At 71.9% G+C, this 21,047-nt stretch carries 23 protein-coding genes and 1 pseudogene; 11 read left to right on the top strand and 13 right to left on the bottom strand.

Features of this window, described 5'->3' with window-relative positions; genetic code table 11:
* The first annotated feature begins 78 nt into the window (after positions 1–78).
* The 5 genes and pseudogenes from Saso_RS06875 to Saso_RS06855 all read left to right on the top strand — a co-directional run bounded on the left by Saso_RS06875 (position 79) and on the right by Saso_RS06855 (position 5,360).
* Entirely contained in the window at positions 79–954 is an 876-nt protein-coding gene (locus Saso_RS06875; protein ID WP_189927391.1) for an undecaprenyl-diphosphate phosphatase, read from the top strand.
* Between the two features lie 159 nt (positions 955–1,113).
* Positions 1,114–1,293, top strand: coding sequence for a hypothetical protein (locus tag Saso_RS06870; protein WP_189927390.1), 180 nt, complete (start codon positions 1,114–1,116; stop codon positions 1,291–1,293).
* 122 nt (positions 1,294–1,415) lie between these two features.
* The gene (locus Saso_RS06865) at positions 1,416–2,390 is read left to right on the top strand and encodes a YhjD/YihY/BrkB family envelope integrity protein (RefSeq protein ID WP_229901537.1); all 975 of its coding nucleotides are present in this window, start codon (positions 1,416–1,418) and stop codon (positions 2,388–2,390) included.
* Between the two features lie 196 nt (positions 2,391–2,586).
* Entirely contained in the window at positions 2,587–3,120 is a 534-nt protein-coding gene (locus Saso_RS06860) for a GNAT family N-acetyltransferase (protein ID WP_189927388.1), read from the top strand.
* A gap of 179 nt (positions 3,121–3,299) precedes the next feature.
* A pseudogene (locus Saso_RS06855) lies at positions 3,300–5,360 on the top strand (restriction endonuclease).
* Between the two features lie 97 nt (positions 5,361–5,457).
* On the opposite strand, the gene Saso_RS06850 reads toward Saso_RS06855, so the two are convergent.
* A complete protein-coding gene (locus Saso_RS06850; RefSeq protein ID WP_229901536.1) occupies positions 5,458–5,910 on the bottom strand; it encodes a winged helix-turn-helix transcriptional regulator in 453 nt (150 codons plus the stop codon).
* On the opposite strand from Saso_RS06850, the gene Saso_RS06845 reads away from it, so the two are divergent.
* Positions 5,900–6,388: an NADPH-dependent F420 reductase gene (locus Saso_RS06845; RefSeq protein WP_229901535.1), complete on the top strand. Its 489-nt coding sequence runs from the start codon at positions 5,900–5,902 to the stop codon at positions 6,386–6,388. The two genes, Saso_RS06850 and Saso_RS06845, sit on opposite strands and share 11 nt — an antisense overlap.
* Positions 6,389–6,416: 28 nt before the next feature.
* On the opposite strand, the gene Saso_RS06840 is transcribed toward Saso_RS06845, so the two are convergent.
* Together Saso_RS06840 and Saso_RS06835 are read right to left on the bottom strand one after the other, a co-directional pair.
* Positions 6,417–7,157, bottom strand: coding sequence for a hypothetical protein (locus tag Saso_RS06840; RefSeq protein ID WP_189927385.1), 741 nt, complete (start codon positions 7,155–7,157; stop codon positions 6,417–6,419).
* 118 nt (positions 7,158–7,275) lie between these two features.
* Complete coding sequence (locus Saso_RS06835) at positions 7,276–7,950, bottom strand: DUF4291 domain-containing protein (RefSeq protein WP_189927384.1); 675 nt, start codon at positions 7,948–7,950, stop codon at positions 7,276–7,278.
* Positions 7,951–8,083: 133 nt separating this feature from the next.
* Here Saso_RS06835 and Saso_RS06830 point away from each other — a divergent pair, with 133 nt between their 5' ends.
* The gene (locus Saso_RS06830) at positions 8,084–8,551 is read left to right on the top strand and encodes a nuclear transport factor 2 family protein (protein ID WP_189927383.1); all 468 of its coding nucleotides are present in this window, start codon (positions 8,084–8,086) and stop codon (positions 8,549–8,551) included.
* A gap of 129 nt (positions 8,552–8,680) precedes the next feature.
* Positions 8,681–10,252 carry an apolipoprotein N-acyltransferase gene (gene lnt / locus Saso_RS06825; RefSeq protein ID WP_189927382.1) on the top strand — a complete coding sequence of 524 codons (1,572 nt, stop codon included), beginning with the start codon at positions 8,681–8,683 and terminating at the stop codon, positions 10,250–10,252.
* Here the strand turns inward: lnt and Saso_RS06820 are convergent.
* The gene (locus Saso_RS06820; RefSeq protein WP_189927381.1) at positions 10,170–11,081 is read right to left on the bottom strand and encodes a Gfo/Idh/MocA family protein; all 912 of its coding nucleotides are present in this window, start codon (positions 11,079–11,081) and stop codon (positions 10,170–10,172) included. The two genes, lnt and Saso_RS06820, sit on opposite strands and share 83 nt — an antisense overlap.
* Before the next feature lie 288 nt (positions 11,082–11,369).
* Here Saso_RS06820 and Saso_RS06815 point away from each other — a divergent pair, with 288 nt between their 5' ends.
* Positions 11,370–11,855: a hypothetical protein gene (locus Saso_RS06815; RefSeq protein WP_229901534.1), complete on the top strand. Its 486-nt coding sequence runs from the start codon at positions 11,370–11,372 to the stop codon at positions 11,853–11,855.
* 145 nt (positions 11,856–12,000) lie between these two features.
* Here the strand turns inward: Saso_RS06815 and Saso_RS06810 are convergent, their stop codons facing one another.
* From Saso_RS06810 to Saso_RS06780, 7 genes are all read right to left on the bottom strand, one after another.
* Positions 12,001–12,519 (bottom strand): hypothetical protein, encoded by a 519-nt coding sequence (locus Saso_RS06810; protein ID WP_189927380.1) that lies wholly within the window; start codon positions 12,517–12,519, stop codon positions 12,001–12,003.
* A gap of 121 nt (positions 12,520–12,640) precedes the next feature.
* Positions 12,641–13,333, bottom strand: coding sequence for a uracil-DNA glycosylase (ung, locus tag Saso_RS06805; RefSeq protein WP_189927379.1), 693 nt, complete (start codon positions 13,331–13,333; stop codon positions 12,641–12,643).
* A 91-nt stretch (positions 13,334–13,424) separates the two neighbouring features.
* Positions 13,425–15,008: an ABC transporter substrate-binding protein gene (locus Saso_RS06800; RefSeq protein WP_189927378.1), complete on the bottom strand. Its 1,584-nt coding sequence runs from the start codon at positions 15,006–15,008 to the stop codon at positions 13,425–13,427.
* 221 nt (positions 15,009–15,229) lie between these two features.
* Positions 15,230–15,991 carry an SDR family oxidoreductase gene (locus Saso_RS06795; RefSeq protein ID WP_189927377.1) on the bottom strand — a complete coding sequence of 254 codons (762 nt, stop codon included), beginning with the start codon at positions 15,989–15,991 and terminating at the stop codon, positions 15,230–15,232.
* Between the two features lie 40 nt (positions 15,992–16,031).
* Complete coding sequence (gene fabG, locus Saso_RS06790; RefSeq protein WP_189927376.1) at positions 16,032–16,793, bottom strand: 3-oxoacyl-ACP reductase FabG; 762 nt, start codon at positions 16,791–16,793, stop codon at positions 16,032–16,034.
* A gap of 134 nt (positions 16,794–16,927) precedes the next feature.
* Positions 16,928–17,344: a DUF3037 domain-containing protein gene (locus Saso_RS06785; protein WP_189927375.1), complete on the bottom strand. Its 417-nt coding sequence runs from the start codon at positions 17,342–17,344 to the stop codon at positions 16,928–16,930.
* On the bottom strand, positions 17,341–18,096 hold the full coding sequence (locus tag Saso_RS06780) for a HipA family kinase (protein ID WP_189927374.1): 756 nt from the start codon (positions 18,094–18,096) through the stop codon (positions 17,341–17,343). The genes Saso_RS06785 and Saso_RS06780 overlap by 4 nt, the downstream gene beginning before the upstream one ends.
* Before the next feature lie 192 nt (positions 18,097–18,288).
* On the opposite strand from Saso_RS06780, the gene Saso_RS06775 reads away from it, so the two are divergent.
* Positions 18,289–18,783 carry a Rieske (2Fe-2S) protein gene (locus Saso_RS06775; RefSeq protein WP_189927373.1) on the top strand — a complete coding sequence of 165 codons (495 nt, stop codon included), beginning with the start codon at positions 18,289–18,291 and terminating at the stop codon, positions 18,781–18,783.
* Here the strand turns inward: Saso_RS06775 and Saso_RS06770 are convergent.
* Complete coding sequence (locus Saso_RS06770; protein ID WP_189927372.1) at positions 18,770–19,432, bottom strand: cysteine hydrolase family protein; 663 nt, start codon at positions 19,430–19,432, stop codon at positions 18,770–18,772. The two genes, Saso_RS06775 and Saso_RS06770, sit on opposite strands and share 14 nt — an antisense overlap.
* A gap of 132 nt (positions 19,433–19,564) precedes the next feature.
* On the opposite strand from Saso_RS06770, the gene Saso_RS06765 reads away from it, so the two are divergent.
* Complete coding sequence (locus tag Saso_RS06765; RefSeq protein ID WP_189927371.1) at positions 19,565–20,032, top strand: pyridoxamine 5'-phosphate oxidase family protein; 468 nt, start codon at positions 19,565–19,567, stop codon at positions 20,030–20,032.
* A gap of 57 nt (positions 20,033–20,089) precedes the next feature.
* Here the strand turns inward: Saso_RS06765 and Saso_RS06760 are convergent, their stop codons facing one another.
* The gene (locus Saso_RS06760; RefSeq protein ID WP_189927370.1) at positions 20,090–21,028 is read right to left on the bottom strand and encodes a LysR family transcriptional regulator; all 939 of its coding nucleotides are present in this window, start codon (positions 21,026–21,028) and stop codon (positions 20,090–20,092) included.
* Positions 21,029–21,047: the final 19 nt, after the last annotated feature.

Genomic DNA, 21,047 nt, shown 5'->3' with positions numbered 1-21,047 from the left:
GATCACCGGATCACCGCGCGCGACGGGCCTGCCGTCGCCGTCGCCCCTTTCCGATCGGCACTTGGACTCCGTAACCTCATGTCTTGGTTTGAATCCCTCATCCTCGGACTCGTCCAGGGGCTGACCGAGTTCCTCCCCGTCTCCTCCAGCGCGCATCTGCGACTGACCGCCGCGTTCTCCGGCTGGAAGGACCCCGGCGCCGCCTTCACCGCGATCACCCAGATCGGCACGGAGGCAGCGGTGCTGATCTACTTCCGCAAGGACATCGGGCGGATCATCTCGGCGTGGAGCCGGTCGCTGTTCGACAAGACGCTGCGCAAGGACCACGACGCCCAGATGGGCTGGCTGGTGATCGTCGGATCGATCCCGATCGGCCTGCTGGGCGTGACGCTCAAAAACCAGATCGAGGGCCCTTTCCGCGACCTTCGGGTGACGGCCACGATGCTCGTCGTCGTCGGCATCGTGATCGGCATCGCCGACCGGCTGGCGGCCCGTGACGAGTCGGGCGGCAAGCACCGCGCGCCGAAGCAGCGCAAGACCCTGGAGAACCTGGGCGTCAAGGACGGCCTGATCTTCGGCCTGTGCCAGGCCTGCGCGCTCATCCCCGGCGTCTCGCGCTCCGGCGCCACCATCAGCGGCGGCCTGTTCATGGGCTACAAGCGGGAGGCCGCGGCCCGTTACTCCTTCCTGCTCGCGATCCCGGCCGTACTGGCCTCCGGTGTCTTCGAGTTGAAGGACGCGGTGGAGGGCGGCCACGTGGCGTGGGGGCCGACGATGTTCGCGACCGTGATCGCCTTCGCCTCGGGATACGCGGTCATCGCGTGGTTCATGAAGTTCATCAGCACCAAGTCCTTCATGCCGTTCGTCTACTACCGGGTCATGCTCGGCATCGTGATCATCGCCCTGGTGGCGACCGGCTCCCTGAGCCCGCACGCGGCGGAGTCGGCGGGCTGACGGCCGCTCCCCCGCCGGGCCCCCGGCAATGGACCGACCCACGCCCGGCGAACGCCCCACGGGGAAAGCGCAGTTGATCGATCAACCGTGACCAACCCCATATCCGCACGCGTAGCCGTCCGGTGGCGCAGTGTCAGAGCTTGCGCCTACGCTTGGCTCATGTCCCCCAACCCTGAGCTCTCTGGTTCCGTGCGGTCCGCTGCCGAGTTAAACGAGCGGATCCGGGCCCTTTGGCTGCGCGCGGGCGGTTCGCTCTCCGCTCAGGAGCGGGCGGAGTACGAGCTGCTGGTCGTGGAGTGGGCGCGCGCGATCCGCGGCGAGGTCGTCACCGCGGCCTGAGGCCGCGCCTTTCGGCCGGTCGGCGTACCGGCGGGCCGCCCCGCCCACCCCCTCCCGTGTCGTACCGACGCGGCTCGCGGCCGTCCCGTTACGCTCGCGTCGCCCCATCGGTCACGATCTTCGTGGAGGACAGGACGGCGTCGATCAATCGTGAGCGCCTCGTCAGAACGCTGACGTTCTGGCTGCGTCCCGCCTTCGCGCTGCGCGTCGTCAACCGGTTCCAGAAGATCGTGGGGTTCGACCGATCGATGGCGCTGGCCTCCAGCGCATTGACGGCGCTGGTCCCCCTGTCCGTCCTCATCGGCGTCGTCTCCGGCAGTTTCGTGGACTACGACGTCGCCGACCGGATCATCGACCGGTACCACCTCACCGGCGCCGGCGCGACGGCGGTCGGCTCCCTGTTCTCCCCCACCGAGGGCACCGGCGCGAGCGTGGGCGTCTTCGGGGCCGTGTTCCTGATGATCTCGGTGCTCAGTTTCGCCCGGGCCGCGCAGCGGCTCATCGAGCAGACCTGGGAACTGGCCCCGCTGAGTGTGCGCAATACGCGCAACGGCCTGATGTGGATCCTCGGCCTCACCGGCTACGCCCTGTGCACCGCCGCGCTCACCGCGTTCCTCGACGGGGGCGAGCTGGGGCTGGTCGCCAAGGTGTGCGAGGTGCCGGTGACCGCCGCGTTCCTGGTGTGGAGCGGCCGGGTGCTGTCGGCGAAGCGGGTCGCCTGGTCCGACCTCCTGCCCTTCGGCATCACCGCCGCCGTCCTGTCGGTCGTCTACGCGGTGGGCGCGGCCGTCTACCTGCCGCGGCTGTTCAATTCCTACGCCACGCGGTACGGAGTGGTCGGCGCCGTCTTCGCGATGATCTCCGCGCTCTTCGCCGCCATGCTGGTCATGGTCGGCTCGTCGGCGCTGGGGCGCGAGGTACGGGACGAGCTCACCAGGATCCGCCAGGGCCACCGCCCGTCCGACCACGAGGTCCGCCGGCAGTGGGACAGCGTGATGGAGCAGACCAGGTCACGCTGGCACACGGCACGCGAACAGATCTCCCGCCGCCCGCCCAAGGACCCCGGCACGGGCACGGGTACGGGCACCGACAGCTGAGGGAACCTCGTCCGGGAGCGGGAGCCGGGCCCGGGAGCGGGGAGCCGGGCCCGGGAGCCAGGAGTCCGGGATGCCGAGACGGAACCCGGAGACCGGAGGCCGGGGGCCTGGGGCCTGAACCCGGAAGCCGGCGGCCGGCGGCCGACGCCGGCGGCCGATTACCCGTGAGGGTCCCGCCGCAGGCAGGATGAGCACCATGACCGAGATCCGTACCCCCCGTCTCCTCCTCCGCCGCTGGCACGACGACGACCTCGTGCCGCTGGCCGACATCAACGCGGACCCGCGGGTCATGCACTGGGTCGGCGACGGTTCGGTCCTCGACCTGGAGGAGACCGCGGAGGCCGTCGAGCGGTGGGAGGAGGAGTGGGACGAGGAGGGCTTCGGCCTCTTCGCCGTCGAGCTGCTGGCCTCGGGCGAACTGGCCGGCTTCACGGGCCTGACGATGCCTGAGTTCCTCCCCGAGGTGATGCCGTCGGTGGCGATCGCCTGGCGGCTGGGAACGCAGTTCTGGGGCCAGGGGTACGCCTCCGAAGCCGCGCACGCGACACTGGAGTTCGCGCTCCAGGACCGCGGCATCGAGCGGGTGATCAGCATCGTCCGGCCGCAGGACGACGCCTCGGAGAACGTCAGCCGCAAGCTCGGCATGACCCCGGAGCGCGAGACCACGCACCCGGAGTACGGCTTTCCGCTGCGCGTGCACGCCATCGACCTCACGGAGTTCGTCGGCTGACACCGCCCACCGGAGTTACCCATCGGTCACTTGACCTGCGTGGATGCTTCCGGCGACTGCCCTTGCCGGGTGGATGTGCGGGACGGCGATCGCTGGATAGAGTCGTCCCGTCACACCTGGTTGCGGGGACAACCAAGGTGTTCTTCGGCTGCCGGCGTCCTGGGGAGGGCATGCAGCACATGAGTCGTCGTTCCACCGGATTCGTCGGGGTCTGGGCCGAGATGCAACGGCAGCAGCAGCGCCAGCAGGACGCCGAGGCCAGACGGAGGAGACAGCAGGAACAGCAGGCCCGGGCCTACCAGCGGCGGGCCGTCCAGAGCCACCGGGAGTACCGGCAGGCGGAAGCCCTGCGGCGCACCGAGGAACTGGACGCGCAGGTCGCCGCGTTGCAGGGTCTGCTGGCCTCGGGCTGCCGGGCTCCCGCCTTCCGGGCCGCCTCACTGGTACGGCCCGAGCAGGTGCAGCCCTTCGCTCCGGGTCCGCTGGCGCAGCCCGTGCCCATGCCGGACCAGAACCAGTACCAGGCACAGAGCGGCTGGACGGCGAGCCGCCGCACCCAGGCGCAGGCCGAGGCGCGTGCGCGCTTCGAACGGGACTGGCAGGCGGCCCAGGCCGCCGAGGCCGGACGGCAGCAGCAACTCGCCGCCTAACAGCGGGAGTACCAGCAGTGGGCCGACGCCCAGCTGGCCGAGGTGCGGCAGCACAACGCCGGCGTCGTCGCCACGACCGACGGTGTGCGGCGGCGGGACCCCGACTCCGTCGTCGAGTACTTCTCCGCCGCCCTGTACGCCTCGACGGCATGGCCGCAGGACTTCCCGCGCCAGGTGACGGCGGCCTACGACCCGGCGGCGGGGCAGTTGGTGCTCGACTGGGAACTGCCCGCCTGCGCCGTCGTGCCGGAGATCAAGGCCGTCCGCTATCTGACCACGGCCGACCAGGACAAGGAGACTCCCCGCCCGGTGGGCCAGCGCCGCGCCCTGTACCGGGAGGTGCTCGCGCAGTGCGTACTGCTCGTCCTGCACGAACTGTTCGCCGCCGACGAGCTGGGCGCGCTGGAGTCCGTGGCGCTGAACGGGTTCGTCGACGGGCACGACCCCACGACGGGCCGGCCGGGCCACATCTTCCTCGCGACCGTCATGGCCTCGCGCTCCGCCTTCGCCGAGCTGCACCTGGCGCAGGTGGACGCGGTGAGCTGCCTGGCCGACGCGCTGCGCGGACAGCTCTCGGCCCGCCCCGACCAGCTGACCCCGGTACGGCCGGGCAGGCGCCCGCAGGAGGTCGGCAACCGGGTCGTCGCACACGGCGACGACGAGGACCCGGACCTGTTCGCCATGGACCCGATCGCCTTCGAGAACCTGGTGGCCGATCTCTTCCGCGCCATGGGCATGCAGGCCGTCACCACCCAGCGTTCCAACGACGGCGGCGTGGACGTCGACGCACTGGATCCGGCGCCGATCCGGGGCGGCAAGATCGTCGTGCAGGTGAAGCGCTACCGCAACACGGTGCCTCCCACGGCCGTGCGCGATCTGTACGGCACCGTGCAGGACACCGGAGCCAACAAGGGCGTCCTCGTGACGACGTCGGGGTTCGGACCGGGCTCCCACACCTTCGCCAACGGCAAGCCGCTGGAACTCGTGCCGGGCACCGAGCTCGTCGACCTGCTCCACCGCCACGGGCTGCGCGGGCGGCTGGGCGGGAACGGCCGGCAGGTCCCGGCGCAGCGGACGTCCTCGCCGCCGGACACCCGGCTGCCGGACGACTACAACGTCCTGGGCATGTCGTGGACCGGCGGCGTCGCCCTGGACGTCTGCGCCCTCGTCTGCCGGGGCAGCCGTGTCCTCAGCGACGACCACTTCGTCTTCTTCAACAACCCCGGGACACCCGACGGGGCGGTGCGTGCCCTGCCGGCCACCGCTCCCGACAAGGCGGCGATCTGCGTGTCCTTCGACGCGCTGCCCGCCGAGGCCGACCGGTTCGTCCTCGTCGCGGCCGTCGACCCGGACGTCGAACCGCACGCCGACCTCTCCGGCTTCACGGACGCCTCCATCCGCCTGCTCGACCCGGGACTCGCCGAACTGGGCCGGCTGGAGGTCTCGGACGGCCGACCGCACGAGACCGCCCTGGTGCTCGGCTCGTTCCGCCGCAGGGCGAACGGCGACTGGGACTTCGTCCTGGGCGGCAAGGGCTACCCGGGCGGCCTGGAGGAACTCGTCCGCGACTTCGGCATAGAGGTGGAATAGCCCAGACGGTGTCGCGCCCCTCCCGAGCCGGGGGGCGGCTCGTCGCGTCTCCGAGAAGGCCGCCGTGGAGTGCTCACCGCGCCTTCCCGGCCCGCCCCTACTGCCGCCCCTGATCTCGCTCGCGGGCTCTCTCCTGCTCCCGCTCGTGGGCTCGCTTCTGGGCCCGCTCCTGGGCTTCGAGGAGCTCGTCGCCGTGCTCGACCGCCCACCGGCCGAGCACCGCCATCGGGCCCTCGACCAGGCTCCGTCCGAGGCCGGTCAGGGCGTACTCGACACGAGGCGGGACCTCGGGGTGCGCACGGCGTTCGAGCAGTCCGGACGCGAGCAGCCGGCGCAGGGCCTCGGTGAGGACCTTGTCGCTGATGCCGCCGATAGCGGTGCGCAGCTCACGGCGCCGGCGCGGGCCCTCGCGGAGGGCCGCCAGCACGACGGGATCCCAGGTGTGCGCGAAGAGGCCGGTGGCCGCGCGCAGACGGCAGTCGGCGACGAAGTCCTGGGAACGGGGACACTCGCGGAGGGCCTGGGCGAGGGCTTGGCGCGTGCCGGGCACGACGTGGCGATCGGCGGACGGCGTCGAGGACGTCCTGGGATCGGTGGGCGCGGCGGACGGCGTGCTCGACGGGACGCCGTTGATCGATCCCACGAACGCCGTGACCCACGGTGTCGGCACCCTGCTCACCGGGAACGGGGAGTCCATGGCGGGGCGGATCGCCGAACTCGCCCCAGGGGCAAGGGTGGTGAAGGCGTTCCATCTCTTCCCCGCCGCGCGGTGGACGGCCCCGTCGCAGGACGGCCGCCCCGCCGTGACCGTGGCGATGTGCGGCGACGACCCGGCGGCGCTGGACGTCGTGGGCGAACTGGTCCGTGATGTCGGCGGCATTCCGGCGACCCTGGGAGGACTGGACCGCGTCCGCCAACCGGAGGAGGTGGCGGGCTTCGTCATCGGCCTGGCTTTCGCGGGCTTCGACCCCACCTCGGCGATCCCCCACGTGCCTTCGGCCGACGGCGACGGCGGCTCACGCACGTAACGCACTCCGGCGGAGCGCGTCGTGGACTTCACGCGGGCTGCTGTCCGGGCACGTCGGGTGTGCCGAACACGGTGGTCCAGCGGCGGGCGAGCACCGCGTTCTCCTCGGACGCGAGCAGGTCGGGGGCGCCGAGCGCCAGTGCGGCCGCGTACGCCGCGCCGAAGGCACTCAGCCAGGCGGGATCCTCGAGCACCTCGACCCCGTCGTCCTCGTCCGGACCGAACAGGTGCGGGCCCACCTGGCGGGCGGCCTCCGCGACGACCCGGTGGAGGGTCGTGAGGGCGCATCCGACCGGGGAGCCGCTGTGGTGCCTCCGCGACCAGCGGGCCCACAGGGTTCGTTTCAGGGGGTCCTCGCCTTCGTCCGGCAGCGCGGCGAGGGCTTCGGCCTGGGCGCCGGTCAGTGCGCGGGTCAGGGTGATCACCTGTTCCACGGCCTCGCCGTGCGGTCCGGCGACCAGCCAGGCGGGGACCTGCTCGGTGACGGTGAAGGCGCGGCACCGGATCCACCGGTGGGCCGGTATCGGCCGCATCGGTTCGAGATCGGCCACGCGCCACAGGCTGGACGGCCACCGGGGGACGTCCGTGGCGATCTCGTTCACCATCAGACCCTCGTTACCGACCGGGGGCAGGTCGGACGGTCGTCCGGTACGCGTACCGCGCTCACGGGCAGCGGCCGGTTCGTCGGGCATGAAGGACACCCGCACCCCGGGGCCGGGTTCCGGCTCGCCGTGAAAGCGTTCGGTGTCGTGGAAGGCGAAGAAGGGCACGCGGCCACAGTACGCAGCCCGCAGCGAAGGCCGTCGCCCCGCACTCGACGCCGCCGAACGACCCGTCCGTGCGGAGGGCCGGCCCCGCGGACGGTGCCCTGAACACAAGGCGAACCACCTACCGCCGCAGGTGCGTCAGCACGTCCTCCGCCAGCGGATACGGTCGCTCCCGGGGCAACAGCGCGGCGGCTCGGTCCAGTTCGCCGGCCTGTACGTGGGCGTGGATCTCTCGTGCCAGGGGTGTCACATCCTCGATGCCGACGATCCACTCGTCCGCGTACCGCACGGTCGCCTCACCCGCGAGTCCCAGCTGCAACGACCGGTACGGCAGGGGCTGCAACCGCAGATCGCGCTCCGGATCCCACTGCACCCGCGCCGGAGCCCGCCTCAACTGGCGTTTCCACTCGTCGCGGTCGGTGTGCAGCTCGGGTACGAAGTGCGACAGACAGGCGTGCCGCAGCGCCCACTCGAAGCCCTCCCGGCCGATCTCCACGGCAAGAACGGTCTCCTGCCCCTCCTTCGTGCCCCACCCGCAGCGGTACATCATCCACAGGAAACTGGGCTTGATCCATGTCATGCGTTCCCGGCTCCAGGACGGAGGGAAGCGGCCGTTGCGGGCTGCCGGGTTGCCGATCTTCGGGCGGTACGCCTGGTAGACGGTGATCGTGGAGCCGGTGTGGGCGGCCCGGACGCGGAACCTGGGTTCCTGCTCGTCGGGGACGGGTGGCGGGGTGCTGGGCGCCTGCGGGTTCCTCGTGTCGTTCGGGCTCGTCGTCGTGTTCGGGTCGTTCACGGGAGCAGCCTGGCCGTCCGGGTGGCCGCGCGGCCACCGAATTTGTGCGGGCGGGCGCGTCCCGGACCGTAGACGCCGGATCGATGAGCGCACGCATCTTGGCTGTGCGGCCCGTGTGCCCAACACTCGGGCCATGACGCAGCGTGTGGAGCTCGCAGCCGTGATGGACCGGCTGGCCGTGGACGGGCTGGTCACCGACTACGCGGTGGCGGTCGACGACGGTGACTGGACGGCGTACCGGCGGCTGTTCACGCCGGACGGGCGGGCGGACTACCGGTCGGCCGGCGGTATCGAGGGGGCGGCCGGGGACGTCGCCTCGTGGCTCGCGGAGACCATGCGGCTGTTCGCGATGCGGCAGCACCTCATCGTCAACCGGCGGGTGAGCTTCGGCGTCCTGGAGCACGACACGGGCGACACGGCCCGGGTCCAGGCCGACTACGTCAATCCGATGCGGCTGGCCGAGGGTGCGCAGGACGCGGCGGCCGGTGCGCCGGACTTCGTCTGCGGCGGCCGGTACGGCTTCGCGCTGCTGCGCACGCCGGAGGGATGGCGGGTGCGCGAGGTGGTGGTCCGGGAGAAGTGGCGGCGGCTGCCCGGCTGAACGGACGGGGTCCCGCGCGCGCGGCGGGCGGGGTGTCCCGGTAGCGCCGGGCGGGCCGGATCGTGCTCTGTCGGAGATCGTCCGGTGCGCGCACACTGAAGGCACCCATCGCGGGTAAGGAGGTGCCGTATGAAGACGTTCGGAGACTGGCTCACCTCCCCCTGGCGGCGTACGGCCGTCGCGGCCCTCGCCGGCGCGCTGCCCGTGCTCGCGTTCCCCGCCCCGGCGCTGTGGTGGTGGGCCTACTTCGCGCTCGTCCCGTGGATCCTGCTGGCCCGCTCCGCACCCACGGCCGGACGGGCCGCGTACGACGGATGGGCCGGCGGATTCGGTTTCATGCTGGCCATGCACCACTGGCTGCTGCCGAGCCTGAACGTGTTCACCTTGGTCATAGCCGCGTTGCTGGGCGCCCTGTGGGCGCCGTGGGCGTGGCTGGTGCGCCGGTTCCTGGCCGAGGGGGCCGTTCCGGGGCGCGGGCGGGTGTGGGCCGCGCTGCTGGTGCTGCCCTCGGCCTGGCTGGCGATCGAGCTCGTCCGGTCCTGGCAGGGGCTCGGTGGGCCCTGGGGCATGCTGGGCGCCAGTCAGTGGCAGGTGGAGCCCGCGCTGCGGCTCGCCTCCGTCGGCGGGGTGTGGCTGCTGAGCTTCCTGGTGGTGGCGGTCAACGTGTCGGCCGCGGTCCTGGTCTGCGTCCCCGCCTCCCGGGGGCCCGCCATGGCCGGTCTCGTCGCCACCGCCGCGACCGCCTCGGCCGCCTGGGTGTGGTCGCCGCGGCCCGAGACCGAGGGGCAGACCCGGATCGCCGTCGTGCAGGCGGGCGTGATCGACGGGCCCGACCGGCGCTTCGACCGCGAGGAGCAGCTGACCCGGCGCCTGGTCGGGCAGGACGTGGACCTGATCGTGTGGGGCGAGAGCAGTGTCGGCTACGACCTCGCCGACCGGCCCGACCTGGCCCGGCGCATCGCGGCGCTGGCGCGGTCGACCGGCGCCGACATCCTCGTGAACGTCGACGCGCGGCGCTCCGACCGGCCGGGGATCTACAAGAGCTCGATCCTCGTCGGAGCGGGCGGTCCCACCGGCGACCGGTACGACAAGATGCGGCTCGTGCCGTTCGGCGAGTACATACCGGCCCGCTCGCTGCTGGGCTGGGCCACCTCGGTCGGCAAGGCGGCCGGGGAGGACCGGCGGCGCGGCACGGGGCAGGTCGTGATGGACGCGGGGGCCGGGCTGCGCATCGGGCCGATGGTGTGCTTCGAGACGGCGTTCCCCGACATGAGCCGGCATCTCGCCGAGGACGGCGCGGACGTGGTGGTCGCGCAGTCCTCGACCTCCTCCTTCCAGCAGAGCTGGGCGCCGGCGCAGCACGCCTCGCTGGGCGCGCTGCGCGCCGCTGAGACCGGGCGGTCGTTCGTGCACTCGACGCTGACCGGTGTCTCGGCCGTGTACGACCCGAGCGGCCGGCGGGTGGGCTCCTGGCTGGGGACGGACGCGAGCACGGCGGCCGTGTTCAGCGTGCCGCTCGCCGACGGTGTGACGCCCTACGTCCGGTACGGCGACTGGCCGGTCCATCTGGCGCTGCTGGTGCTAATGGCGCTCGGCCTCACCGAGGGGGCGCGGGCGGTCAGGCTGCGGCGGACAGCTCCCGCACCGCTCGTACCACCCGCTCGCACAGTTCATGAGTCGCCAGCGCGTCCCGGGCGCTGAGCACCTTGCCGGCGCGTACGGCGTCCAGGAAGGCGAGGACGGCCTGTTCGATGCCGCGCTGGCGGGCCACCGGCACCCAGTCGCCGCGGCGCCGCACGCTCGGCTGGCCCTTGTGGTCGATCACCTCGGAGAGATTGACGACCTGGCGCTTGGAGTCCTGGCCGGACACCTCGAGGATCTCCTCGTTGGATCCGCTGAGGCGGTTCATCACCCCGAGGGCGGTGAAGCCCTGTCCGGCGAGCTGGAGGACGACGTGGTGCAGCAGTCCGTCCTCGACGCGGGCCCGCACGGTGACGTCGTCGACCGGGCCGGGGACCAGGAAGCGCAGGGTGTCGACGACGTGGATGAAGTCGTCGAGGATCATGGCGCGCGGTTCCTCGGGCAGTCCCACCCGGTTCTTCTGCATGAGGACGAGCTCGCGGGGATGGTCGGCGCACTGCGCGTAGCCGGGGGCGAAGCGCCGGTTGAAGCCCACGGCGAGGGACACCCCGCTTTCCTCGGCGAGCGTGACGAGCCGCTCGGAGTCGGCGAGCTCGTAGGCGAGCGGCTTGTCCACGTAGGTCGGTACGCCGGCCCGGAGCAGCCGGGCGACGATGTCGGGGTGGACCGCCGTGGGCGCGTGCACGAAGGCCGCGTCGAGCCCGGTGGCGAGGAGGGCGTCCAGGTCGAGGTGGCGCTGTGCGCGGGGCAGGCGGAGGGTGTCGGCGACCCGGTCCAGGGTGGCCGGTGTGCGGGTCTGGAGGTGGAGCTCGATGCCGGGCAGTGAGCCGAGCACCGGCAGGTACGCCTTCTGCGCGATGTCGCCGAGTCCGATGCAGCCGACCTTCACGCGTGCTCCCTCACTGCCTGTCGCCCTGACCGTCCTGTCCGCACGCCCGCGCGACCCGTCCGGTCTGCTCTGTACGGCAGCATACGGGCCGTTCCCGGGACGGCGGCCCGCCGGTGGCGGGGAAAGGACGTGCCGACGCGGTCCGGGGGCGTGCCGGCGGCGCCACCGGCGACCGACGTCAACACAGGACCGCCTTCTTCACTCGTAAGGGGTACGGGATCACCCGTGCGGGGCAACCTGCGTCCCTGCGGTGTCGCCCGGGCGGACGGAACCGCCAGAGTGGCGCGCGTGCATCGAACGACGACTACCGCAGCGCTCCTGGTCACCGTGGCCGTCTCGGCCCTCACGGGCTGCATGACCCTTCATCATCCGGCCGCCCCCGGACCGGCCGTGACACCGTCCGAGCCGTCCGTGCCGCGGCCGGAGGGGAGGACCGAGGTGCAGGTCGTGCAGGCGCCGGCCCGTGAGGCACTGGAGAGGGTCGGGCCGCCCCGCGAGCCCGGACCGGCCGCACCGGCACCGCGGCGGTCCGCGCCGGTCACGGGGGCCGGCGGCGGCGCGCAGCGGCCGCCCGCGCCGTGGACCCGCCCGCGGCACCGGCCCGCCACCGGTCCGGAGCGCGGCCGGCGGCACGGGCAGCCGCGGGTGCGGATCCCCGACGTGGAGGAGGAGGTCCGGCGCAACACCGATGTGTGCGGGCTCGGCCGGCGGTACGGCGGCTGGCGCAGCGACAGTCCGGAGGCGGTGGCCTGCGGGCAGGTCTACGGGCGGTGAGAGAGGGCCGTGAGAGTGGGCGGCGAGAGACCCGGGAGGCGCCGGGGACCACGGGCCGGCGCCTTGGCGCCCTCCGTGCCTTCGGTCCCTTCCGTGCTGCCGGTTCCTCCGGTGGCTTGCGTGCCGGCGGTGCGCCGCGCCGGTCTCACCACTCCCGGTCCCACTCCCCGTGTCCCTCGCGCCCGCCCCGGCCCGCGTCACCGGACTCGCCGCGGCCCTCGCCGAGGCGCAGCTCCATCCTGCTGATGGCCGCGCGGACGCCGTCCCCGTAGCTGTCGTCGCGCAGCGCCACGGCGGCCGTGCGTGCCCTGCGCACATGGCTGCGGGCGGCCTCGGCGCGGCCGAGCTTGAGGTAGTCCGCGGCCAGGTTGAGATGCAGCGAGGGGTACAGGGCCCGCACCTCGACCGAGCCGGCGTGCTCCTGCGCCGCCGACAGGGCCCGCAGGTCCCAGGCCAGCTCGTCCGAGGGGTCGTCGTGGGTGTCGGCCAGGTAGTGCGCGAGGGTGCAGCGGTGCAGCGGTGCGCCGTCCTCGCCGATCTCCGTCCACAGGGCGAGGAGCCTGCGCCGGGCCTCCTCGCGGTCTCCTCCGTGGTGGAGCATCACGACCTGCCCGATCCGCGTCAGCAGGGCGTCCGGCACCGTCTGCCCCTGTCGCTCCGCCACCCTCGGCCTCCTTGCGTCGTTGCGACGACGCTAGCCGCAGGTGTCCGCGATCGCGGTCAGGCGGCACCGTGCCGGTCCGCGGTGGAACCGGCCCGGCGGCAGGACCGGCGTGCGGGGCGGGTCAGGCCTGGTCGGCGAGGTTCGGGACGGTCCAGTCGATCGGCTCGTGGCCCTGCTGGGCGACCGCCGCGTCGATCTGGGTGAACGGGCGCGAGCCGAAGAACTTCTTCGCCGACAGGGGCGAGGGGTGGGCGCCCTTGACCACGATGTGCCGGGTCTCGTCGATGAGGGGCAGCTTCTTCTGCGCGTAGTTGCCCCACAGGACGAAGACGGCCGGGTCGGGCCGGTCGGCCACGGCGCGGATGACCGCGTCCGTGAACTTCTCCCAGCCCTTGCCCTTGTGCGAGTTCGCCTCGCCGGAGCGGACGGTGAGGACCGCGTTGAGCAGCAGGACGCCCTGGCGTGCCCACGGCATCAGGTAGCCGTTGTCGGGGATCGGCGTGCCCAGCTCGGCGTGCATCTCCTTGTAGATGTTGCGCAGGGACGGCGGGATCTTCACGCCCGGGCGCACCGAGAAGCACAGGCCGTGCCCCTGGCCCTCGCCGTGGTACGGGTCCTGGCCGAGGACGAGGACCTTCACCCGCTCGTACGGCGTGGCGTCGAGCGCGGCGAAGACCTCCTCGCGCGGGGGATAGACGGGACCCGCCGCGCGCTCCCCCTCGACGAACTCCGTCAGCTCCTTGAAGTAGGGCTGCTGGAGTTCGTCGCCCAGAACCCCGCGCCAGGACTCGGGCAGCATGGCGATGTCGGTCACGTCAACGTCCTTGTGTCGTGCGGTCACTTGCAGAGCACAGAACCTACAGGCGACCACTGACAACCGGTCGCGGGGACCGGTCGGGCGCAGGTCACCAGCTGGTCTTGCGGCTGAGCTCCCACATCATCATGATCGTCGACGGGTCCAGGGACCGCTCTCCGCCGGAGACGTCCTCGGACGAGGCGAGGTACTGCTTGCCCTGCCACAGCGGCAGCAGCCGGGCGTCCTCGACGAGGACCTGCTGGGCGTCCTCGAAGTCCTGCACCACCCTGGCGCGGTCGCTCTCCTGACGGGAGCGGGGCAGCAGGACCTGGGTGATCTCCTTCGCCGGGTAGGGCGTGCCGAGCGCGTTCTGGTCGCCGACGAAGGGCGCGACGAAGTTGTCCGGGTCGGGGAAGTCGGGGGCCCAGCCGCGTCCGAACACCGGGTACTCGCCCTTCTGGTAGCCGACCACGTAGGTGTTCCAGGGGCGGCTCTTGAGGGTGACCGAGAACAGGCCGGAGGCGTCGAGCTGGCGCTTGATCTCCTTGAACTCGAGCGCGGTGTCGGAGCCGTAGCGGTCGGTCGTGTACCAGAGGGTGAGCGGGACGGTCTCGGTGATGCCGGCCTTGGTCAGGATCTCGCGCGCCTTGGCCTTGCTGGGCTCGCCGAACGAGTCGAAGTAGCTGGTCGTGTGTCCGGTGAGGCCGGAGGGGACCATGGAGTACAGCGGCTCGACGGTGTCCTTGTAGACCTCGTGGGCGATCGCGGCCCGGTCCACGACCTGGGCGACGGCCCTGCGCACGGCGAGCTTGTCGGACCACGGGTCCTTGGGGTTGAACACCAGGTAGTTGATGTTGCTGCCGGCGCCCTCGATGAGCTGGAGGCCCTCGTTGGCGGCGCTCTTGGTGTCCAGGGCGACGATGTCGTCGGCGGCGAGGCCCTGGTAGGTGATGTCGATGTCGTGGCCGCGCAGGGCCTTGACCATCTCGCCGGAGTCCTGGAAGTAGCGGATGGTCACCGCGTCGTTCTTGCGCTCGGCGAGGCCCTTGTAGTTGTCGTTGCGGACGAGGACGGACTGCTTGCCCTCGTCGTACGACTGGAGGCGGTACGGTCCGGAGCCGACGATGCCGTCCTCCTTGCGCAGGCCCTTCGCCGGGTAGTCGTCGGGGTCGACGATGGACATGCCGGGCGTGGCCAGCACGAACGGGAAGGTCGCGTCGGCCTCCTTGAGGCGGAAGAGGACCTCGGCGGCGCCCTTCGTCTCGACGCTGTCCAGGCTGCCCAGGAGGCCGTTGGGTCCGGTGGCCGCGTTGATCGTCCGGATCCGGTCGATCGAGTACTTCACGGCCTTCGCGTCCAGCGGGTCGCCGTTGGAGAACTTGAGTCCCTCGCGCAGCTCGCACTTGTAGGTGCGGCTCGTGGCGTCCGTGAAGGTGCAGGACTTCGCGGCGTCCGGCTGGGGGCTCGTCGCTCCGTTGGGGTAGCTCAGCAACGTCTGGTAGATGTTGCGGAACAGCTCCCAGGAGCCGTCCCAGGCGGCGGCGGGATCGAGCGTGCTGGGCGCACTGGTCGTGCCCACGACGATCGGTCCGGCGTCGTCGGAGCTCTCCTCTCCCAGGAGGCTGCATCCGGCCACCAGGGATATGGACACGATCGCCGCCATCTGCTGCAAGGATCGGTTCCGGTTGAACACGCGCACGCTCCTCGATCTGCCATGCCAAGGGTTGGCAGACCATACCGCAGCCCTGGGGCCCGTGAACCCGCGCCCTCGCACGGTTCTTGATCACTTCCGGAGTGACGACGTTGTCATCGCAGCGAGTGACTCCCGGACGTCGACAGGGGGGCCGCTTCTGTCGAAACGGCCCCCCTGTCGAGGGCGAATTCAGGCCACGGTGAGAGCGGCCCGTGCCGGGATCAGCCCACGCCGGCGTTGAGGAAGATGCCGCCGTCGACGACCAGGGTCTGACCGGTGATCCAGTCCGACTGCTGCGAGGTCAGGAAGGCGGCGGTGCCGCCGATGTCGGACGGGACGCCGAGCCGGGCGAGCGGGTAGGCGGCGGCCGCCTCGTCCTCGCGACCCTCGTACAGGGCCTGGGCGAACTTCGTCTTCACCACGGCCGGGGCGATCGCGTTGACCCGCACCCGCGGCGCGTACTCGTGGGCGAGCTGCTGGGTGAGGTTGATCATCGCGGCCTTGCTGATGCCGTAGGCGCCGATGAAGGGCGAGGCCGAGAGGCCCGCGACGGAGGCGATGTTGACGATCGCGCCGCCGTTCTCCTTCTGCCAGGCGTGCCAGGTGCGCTGAGCGAAGCCGAGCGCCGAGACCACGTTGGTCTCGAAGACCTTGCGGGCCACGTCCAGGTCGAGGTCGGCGATCGGCCCGAACACGGGGTTCGTACCGGCGTTGTTGACCAGGAAGTCGAGGCGGCCGAAGGCCTCCATGGTGCGCTCGACGGCGGCGGCCTGGTGTTCGAGGTCGTGCGCCTTGCCGGCGACGCCGATGACGCGGTCGGCGCCGAGCCGGTCGACGGCCTCCTTGAGGGCGTCCTCGTTGCGGCCGGTGATGCAGACCCGGTCGCCGCGGGCGACGAGGGCCTCCGCGACGCCGTAGCCGATGCCGCGGCTGGCGCCCGTGACGAGGGCGGCCTTGCCGGAGAGTGCGGGCAGTTCAGTCATGTCGTGATCCCCAGTGCTTCCTAGTGCTCCCTGGTGGCCGTTAGTCGAGCGGTCCGCCGGCCACGTACAGCACCTGGCCTGAGACGAAGCCGGCGGCCTCGTTCGTGAAGAAGGCGATCGCGTTGGCGATGTCGTCGGGCTCGCCGACGCGCGCGACGGGGATCTGGGTGGCGGCGGCCGCCTTGAACTCCTCGAAGCCCATGCCTACCCGGGCGGCGGTCGCGGCGGTCATGTCGGTGGCGATGAAGCCGGGGGCGACGGCGTTGGCGGTGATGCCGAACTTGCCGAGCTCGATGGCGAGGGTCTTGGTGAAGCCCTGGAGACCGGCCTTGGCCGCGGAGTAGTTGGCCTGGCCGCGGTTGCCGAGCGCCGAGGAGGAGGACAGGTTGACGACACGGCCGAAGCCGGCGTCGACCATGTGCTTCTGGACGGCCTTGGTCATCAGGAACGAGCCGCGCAGGTGCACGTTGAGGACCGTGTCCCAGTCGGACGCCGTCATCTTGAAGAGCAGGTTGTCGCGGAGCACGCCCGCGTTGTTGACCAGGATCGTCGGCGCGCCGAGCTCCTGCGCGATGCGGGCGACGGCCGCCTCGACCTGGGCTTCGTCGGAGACGTCGGCGCCGACGGCGACGGCCTTGCCGCCCGCCGCGGTGATCTTCTCGACGGTGTCCTTGCAGGCGGCCTCGTCGAGGTCGACGACGGCGACCGCGCGGCCCTCCGCGGCCAGCCGTACGGCGGTGGCGGCGCCGATGCCACGCGCCGCGCCCGTGACCACGGCGACCCGCTGCTCAGTGGTGGACATTGCTGTTTCTCCTCGCCCTTGAAGAAAAGTCCGGATGCGCCCGAGTGGTGAGCGACCGCTTAGTACCTTCGACAGACGTGACGCTAGAAGCCCTGGCACCCGGTGTCAACGCCACACGGCGCGGGTGTGATCCATTACCTCACCAGCAGTTCCAGCAACCGCTCCGTCTCGGCGGCGGGATCGGTGGTGAGCCCCGTGTGCACCGGGCCCGGCCGGACGATCGTCGAGCGCGGCGCGATCAGCCAGCGGAAACGGCGTCCGGCGTCGTCACGGGCGGCCTGGCCTGCCGAGGAGCCTCCCGCGCACACGCCCTCGACCGCCCGCAGGGCGGCCCGCACCCCGGCCACGTCCGCGTGCGGGTCGAGCGCCAGCAGTCGGGCCTCGTCGAGATGGGTGCGGGCGCCCACGTAGTCCTGGCCGCGGCAGTAGACCAGCACGCCCGCGTTGATGCACTCGCCGCGCTCGACGCGCGGCACGACCCGCAGCAGGGCGTACTCGAAGACGTCCCGGTCGCCGCCCTGGCCGGGCCTGATGATGTGGCGCTCGTTCACTTGATTCCCTCGATGCGGTCGTGGATGACGGCGGCACGGGCGAGCAGCGGTGCCGCGTAGGCGCGCCGGAGCGCGTCCGGGTCGGCGAAGCCCGGCTCGTCCGCCAGCCAGACGCCGGGGATCCGCGCGGTGACCTCCGCGAGGAGATCGGCGGTGACCAGCGGTGCCAGTTCCGCGGCGGCGGCCGCCACGTCCGGGGCGAACGGGGCGAGGGCGTGGTCGCCGGCGTCGTAGGGGCGGGCCGCGGAGGTCTCGGCGGTGGGCCAGTTGTGCTGCCAGATCATGGTGGCGCCGTGGTCGATGAGCCACAGGTCGCCGCGGTGGACCAGCAGGTTGGGGTTGCGCCAGGACCGGTCGACGTTGTTCACCAGCGCGTCGAACCAGACGATCCGGCCCGCCTCCTCGGGACTCACCGGGAAGGCGAGCGGGTCGAAGCCGAGGGCGCCCGAGAGGAAGTCCATGCCGAGGTTGGTGCCGGCGCTGGACTTCAGCAACTCCTGTACCTGCTGGTCCGGTTCACCGAGTCCCAGCCCGATGTCGAGCCCCACGGTCACCAGGCGGGGCACCCGCAGGCCGAGCGCGCGGGCCAGTTCGCCGCAGACGACCTCCGCGACGAGCGTCTTGCGGCCCTGGCCCGCGCCGGTGAACTTCATGACGTACAGACCGAGGTCGTCGGCCTCGACGAGTCCCGGCAGGGAACCGCCCTCGCGCAGGGGGGTGACGAAGCGGGTCGCGGTGACTTCCTTGAGCATCGCCCCAGGCTACTGGGCCTGGAGCGATGCACGGCCGACAGCTGATGGACAGCTCCGGCTTACGCCGCACTCATCTCGAACCGGTCAAGATCTCGACACTGTCCGGACTTGGCGCGGGCACTGAACGAGCGGCGCCCGCGCCCCGTACCTCTCGGCAGATCCACGCTTCCCCCCCTGGAAGGAACCTCCAGCATGACCAGCGCATCGATCAAGTCCGCTTCGGGGCCCGCCCGCCGCGCCGTCGTGGCAGCCGCCGGAGCAGCGGGGCTCTCCGTCGCGCTGACCGCCTGCGGTGGCTCCGACGACGACGCGTCGAGTTCGTCCGACGCGGCCGGCACGTCGGGTTCCACCGGTTCCACGGGCGCCGCGAGCACCGGCGGCGGGGACAACGCCGCGGCCGGCGCCGCGCTCACCAAGACGGCCGACATCCCCGAGGGCGGCGGCAAGGTCTTCGAGTCCGAGAAGGTGGTCGTCACCCAGCCCACGGCGGGGACGTACAAGGCGTTCTCGGCCGTCTGCACCCACCAGGGCTGCGCGGTGAAGAGCATCGCCGACGGGGTGATCAACTGCCCCTGTCACAACAGCAACTTCTCGATCACCGACGGCAGCGTGAAGAGCGGTCCCGCCCAGAAGTCGCTGCCCGAGGTGGCGATCAAGGTCAGCGGGGACTCGATCACGCTGGCCTGACCGCCGGCGTCGGGCGGTCGGTTCCCCGCAGACAGGCCAGCACCTCGTCCGTGGTCGCGACCGTGGCGACCAACGCGAGGGTGTGGCGGACCATCGCCGGGGTGTAGTCGGCAGGCACCCCCGCGATGGCGTCCGACGGCACGACGACGGTGTAGCCCCGGTTGACCGCGTCGAAGACGGTGTTGGGGACCGCCACGTTGGCCGAGACCCCGGTCACGACCAGCGTGCGGCAGCCCAGGTTGCGCAGCAGGGCGTCGACCTCGGTGCCCTGGACGGGGGAGAGTCCGTGCAGCCGCCGTACCACCAGGTCCCGTTCGGCGACCTCGACCGGGGGTGCGATCTGCGTCGCGGCGGTGCCGGGGAGCTGCTGGACGGGGAGCCGTTCGGCGGCGCGGAACAGCCGGGCGTTGCGGTTGGCGCCGCGTCCGTCGGGGCGTCGCTCGGCCACCGCGTGCAGCACTTGGACCTCGCTCGCGTGGGCCGCCGACACCAGCCGGGCGACGTTGGCGAGGGCTCCGGAGTCCCGTGCCTCGCGCGCCAGTTCGGGCAGCGCGGCACCGGGGCCGACGACGCCCTGCTGGCACTCCACCGTGATCAGTACGGTGCTCCCGGGGTCGAGGAGGGCACTGAGCTGTTCGTACGACGGCATGACTCCCCCTGGCGTCGGTGTGGAGCGCGCGACGGTAGCCGCCATTGCGCGCAGAAGGAAGAAGTCCCATGCTTCCCTGACGGAGTTTCAGGTGAGCGGCACGTACACGGAAGAAAAGAATGAGGGGGCCGGATGACCGTCACTCAGCGCCGGGGCCGGAAGATCATGATGTCGCCGGGTGAACTGGACGCGTTCCTCAGCCTCCAGCGCACCTGCCGGGTCGCGACCGTGTCCACCGACGGCGCACCCCACGTCAGCGCGTTGTGGTTCCTCTGGGACGGCACCTCGTTGTGGCTGTACTCCGTGGTGCGCAGCAAGCGGTGGGCGGACCTGAATCGTGATCCGCGGGTCGCGATCGTGATCGACACGGGCGAGGAGTACGACGCGCTGCGGGGCGTCGAGCTGTCCGGCGTCGTGGAGTTCGTGGGCGAGAGCCCGCGCACCGGTGAACTGTGCGCCGAACTCGACGCCGTGGAGACACTGTTCGCCCGCAAGAACTTCGGTCTCGACGCCATGCCGCACGACGGCCGGCACGCGTGGGTGCGGCTGACCCCGCAGAAGATCGTGTCCTGGGACTTCCGCAAGCTGGGCGGCGCATAGAAGCGGGCTGGTACGGGGCTCCCCCGCCGCCCGGCGCCCCCGGGGCCCGCGGCGCCTTCAGCCCGCCGCCGGGCCTGCGGACGTTCCTGCCGCCGCACCCACCGACGTGCCCGCCGCCTCCAGCGCCTCCACCGCCGCCCGGATCGACGGGCGGCGGTCGGCGTCCGCGCGCCAGACCACGTAGACGTGCCGGCGCACCCGCTGCCGCAGGGGAACCGTGACGACGCCCTCCGGCACCGGGTGACGGCCGAGCAGCGGCGCGATGCACACGCCCAGTCCGGCGGCCACCAGCCCGAGTTGGGTGTGCGTCTCGGCCGCCCGGTGTCCCACGATGGGCTCGACGCCCCGTGAGCGCAGGGTGAACATCAGCCACTCGTGACAGAACTCGCCCTCGCCCCAGGTGATCCACTCGTCCTCGGCGAACTCGCCCAGGTCCACCTCGTCACGGTCGGCCAGGGGGTGCCCGGAGGGCATCGCGACATCGGCCGGATCGTCCAGGATGGGCGCCTTGACGAGACCGTCCGGCACCGGCATCGGCTTGTTGTACCAGTCCAGGACGACGGCCAGGTCGAGGTCGCCGCGCACCACGCCCGCGATGCCCCGCTCCGGTTCCAGCTCGCACGTGCGCAGCCGCAGTCCCGGGTGCGCCTTGCGCAGTTCGGCGAGCGCGACGGGGAAGAGCCCGCGGGCCGCCGTCGGGAACGCGGAGAGCCGGAGCTCCCCCACCACCTGCCCGCGCTGCGCCTCCAGGTCGGACCGGGCGAGCTCGACCTGCGACAGGATCCGGGACGCGTGGTCGGCCAGCAGCCGCCCCGCGTCCGTGAGCCGGACGCCGCGGCCGTGCTTGGCGAGGAGTTGCTGCCCGACCTCGCGCTCCAGTTTGGCCATCTGCTGCGAGACGGCCGAGGTGGTGATGTGCAGACCCAGGGCGGCGCCGCTGACCGAGCCGTGCCGGGCCAGGGCGTCCAGGGTGCGCAGGCGCTCCAGATTCAACATGTAAGCGATGCTACGAGGT

The organism is Streptomyces asoensis (assembly GCF_016860545.1).
Classification (GTDB): Bacteria; Actinomycetota; Actinomycetes; order Streptomycetales; family Streptomycetaceae; genus Streptomyces; species Streptomyces asoensis.
The sequence above is the reverse complement of the archived record's forward strand: the minus strand, read 5'-3'. Positions and strand labels throughout refer to the sequence as shown.

Excerpts from the sequence above, each read along its gene's own strand:
- Saso_RS06875 (WP_189927391.1), top strand. The coding sequence starts at position 79 with ATGTCTTGGTTTGAATCCCTCATCCTCGGACTCGTCCAGGGGCTGACC.
- Saso_RS06870 (WP_189927390.1), top strand. The coding sequence starts at position 1,114 with ATGTCCCCCAACCCTGAGCTCTCTGGTTCCGTGCGGTCCGCTGCCGAG.
- Saso_RS06860 (WP_189927388.1), top strand. The coding sequence starts at position 2,587 with ATGACCGAGATCCGTACCCCCCGTCTCCTCCTCCGCCGCTGGCACGAC.
- Saso_RS06830 (WP_189927383.1), top strand. The coding sequence starts at position 8,084 with ATGACGCAGCGTGTGGAGCTCGCAGCCGTGATGGACCGGCTGGCCGTG.
- lnt (WP_189927382.1), top strand. The coding sequence starts at position 8,681 with ATGAAGACGTTCGGAGACTGGCTCACCTCCCCCTGGCGGCGTACGGCC.
- Saso_RS06795 (WP_189927377.1), bottom strand. The coding sequence starts at position 15,991 with ATGACTGAACTGCCCGCACTCTCCGGCAAGGCCGCCCTCGTCACGGGC.
- fabG (WP_189927376.1), bottom strand. The coding sequence starts at position 16,793 with ATGTCCACCACTGAGCAGCGGGTCGCCGTGGTCACGGGCGCGGCGCGT.
- Saso_RS06780 (WP_189927374.1), bottom strand. The coding sequence starts at position 18,096 with ATGCTCAAGGAAGTCACCGCGACCCGCTTCGTCACCCCCCTGCGCGAG.
- Saso_RS06775 (WP_189927373.1), top strand. The coding sequence starts at position 18,289 with ATGACCAGCGCATCGATCAAGTCCGCTTCGGGGCCCGCCCGCCGCGCC.
- Saso_RS06770 (WP_189927372.1), bottom strand. The coding sequence starts at position 19,432 with ATGCCGTCGTACGAACAGCTCAGTGCCCTCCTCGACCCCGGGAGCACC.
- Saso_RS06765 (WP_189927371.1), top strand. The coding sequence starts at position 19,565 with ATGACCGTCACTCAGCGCCGGGGCCGGAAGATCATGATGTCGCCGGGT.
- Saso_RS06760 (WP_189927370.1), bottom strand. The coding sequence starts at position 21,028 with ATGTTGAATCTGGAGCGCCTGCGCACCCTGGACGCCCTGGCCCGGCAC.